Annotated in this window: 2 protein-coding genes and 1 pseudogene; all 3 read left to right on the forward strand. The window is 74.4% G+C overall.

Translation table 11 applies throughout. The features are described 5' to 3' along the window. Positions 1-94: 94 nt before the first annotated feature. Positions 95-547, forward strand: a pseudogene (gene rfaE2, locus ABZ281_RS47405) (D-glycero-beta-D-manno-heptose 1-phosphate adenylyltransferase); the annotation flags it as partial. After that, on the forward strand, positions 544-1,494 hold the full coding sequence (locus ABZ281_RS47410) for a glycosyltransferase family 9 protein (protein ID WP_356664823.1): 951 nt from the start codon (positions 544-546) through the stop codon (positions 1,492-1,494). The pseudogene rfaE2 and the gene ABZ281_RS47410, both read left to right, overlap by 4 nt. Further along, on the forward strand, positions 1,491-2,029 hold a 539-nt coding region (locus ABZ281_RS47415), incomplete at its 3' end, for a glycosyltransferase family 2 protein (protein WP_356664825.1). The genes ABZ281_RS47410 and ABZ281_RS47415, both read left to right, overlap by 4 nt.

Raw genomic sequence — 2,029 nt, forward strand, 5'->3', positions numbered from 1 at the left:
CGAGGCAGCCTTCGGATTGCCCAGGTCCTGGTAGAGCCAGCTGAGGAACTCCCCATACTGCGTCTGGAAGAGCGTGGGCCCCGACGCGGCCCCGGACTCGTACGATGTGATCGCCCGGGTGCGGGCCGCCGGCGGTACCGTCGTGGCCGCCGGCGGCTGTTTCGACCTGCTGCACGCCGGGCATGTAGGCCTGCTCCAGACCGCCCGGCGGCTCGGCGACTGCCTCGTCGTATGCCTCAACTCGGACGCGTCGGTACAGCGCCGCAAGGGCGAGGGCCGCCCCGTGAACCCACTCGCCGACCGGATCCGCGTACTACTCGCCCTCGAATGTGTCGACGCGGTGGCCGTGTTCGACGAGGGCACCCCGGAACAGTTGCTCGCCGAGCTGCGGCCCGACGTCTGGGTCAAGGGCGGCGACTACACCGGCGCCGACCTGCCCGAGGCGGCGCTGCTGCAGGAGTGGGGCGGGCAGGCGGTGCTGCTGCCGTACCTCGCCGGGCGGTCCTCGACCACGCTCCTGGACCGGGCGGCGGAGGGTGCCCGATGACGCGCCCTCGCCTGCTCGTCCTGCGCGCTCTCGGCCTGGGCGACCTCCTCGCCGGGATCCCGGCCCTGCGCGCTCTGCGACATGCTTTTCCCGGCCACGAGCTGGTGCTCGCCGCCCCCGCCGAACTCGAACCGGTGGCGGCGGCGACGGGAGCCGTCGACCGGCTGCTGCCCGCTTCCGGCCCCGGCCGCGCCGTACCCCGCGGCCTGAACTGGCTCGGTCCCCCGCCCGACATCGCCGTCGACCTGCACGGCAACGGCCCGCCCAGCCACCGCCTGCTCCAGACGCTGCACCCGCGCCGTCTCTTCGCCTTCGCCCACCCGGACACCCCGGAGATCGACGGTCCCCGCTGGTGGGCGGAGGAGCACGAGCGGGACCGCTGGTGCCGTTTCCTGGGGTTCTACGGCGTCCCCGCCGACCCGGCCGACCTGCGGCTGCCCCGCCCACAGGGCGCCTCCCCAGCGCCAGGTGCCGTCGTACTGCACCCGGGCGCCGGTGCCCCCTCCCGATGCTGGCCCGTCGACCGCTACGCAGCGGTCGCCACCGCCCTGCGCGAGCGCGGCCACCGGGTCGTGGTCACCGGTGGAACGGGCGAGGACGACCTCGTGGCCCGCCTCGCCAAGCAGGCACGGCTGCCCGACACCGACACCTTCGGCGGCGGCCTTCCCTTCGAGTGGCTCTCCGCGCTGGTCGCGGACGCCTCCGCGGTCGTCAGCGGCGACACCGGCATCGCCCACCTCGCCGTCGCCCACGCCACCTGCTCGGTGACCCTGTTCGGTCCGGTCCCGCCGAGCCGCTGGGGCCCGCCGCCCGACCCCCGTCACCGCGTGCTGTGGCACCCCGGCCAGGACGGCGACCCGCACGGCCGCCGCCCCGACCCGGCACTGTTGCGCATCGCCACCGACGACGTACTGCACGCCCTCGACCAGCTCCCCGACACGCCATGAACCAAGCGCCCGTAGGCATCGTCATCGCCACCCGCAACCGGTCGGCGAGCCTGGCCCGCACCCTGGGCCGGCTCCTCAACCTGCCCGAGCAGCCGGAGATCCTCGTCGTCGACAACGCCTCCACCGACGACACCCGCGCCCGGCTCGCCCACGACTTCCCCACGGTCCGGGTGCTGTCCCTGCCGGTCAACCGGGGCGCGATCGCCCGTACCCACGGCGTGCGCGCCCTGCGCACCCCGTACGTGGCGTTCACCGACGACGACTCCTGGTGGGCGCCCGGCGCCCTCGAACACGCGGCCAAGCTGATGAACACCCATCCACGCCTCGGCCTGATCTCGGCGGCCACTCTGGTCGGCCTCGCCGAGGGACCCGACCCCCTCAACGACGTCCTCGCCACCTCCCCGCTCGGTGTGGCTCGGGATCTGCCCGGAACCCAGGTCCTCGGTTTCCTCGCCTGCGCCTCCGTCGTCCGCCGCGAGGCGTACCTCGAGGCGGGCGGCTTCCACCCCCTGCTGTTCTTCGGCGGCGAGGAGAC

The sequence above is a fragment of the Streptomyces sp. NPDC006265 genome (assembly GCF_040613555.1).
In the GTDB taxonomy this organism is placed as follows: domain Bacteria; phylum Actinomycetota; class Actinomycetes; order Streptomycetales; family Streptomycetaceae; genus Streptomyces.

Excerpts from the sequence above, each read along its gene's own strand:
- ABZ281_RS47410 (WP_356664823.1), top strand. The coding sequence starts at position 544 with ATGACGCGCCCTCGCCTGCTCGTCCTGCGCGCTCTCGGCCTGGGCGAC.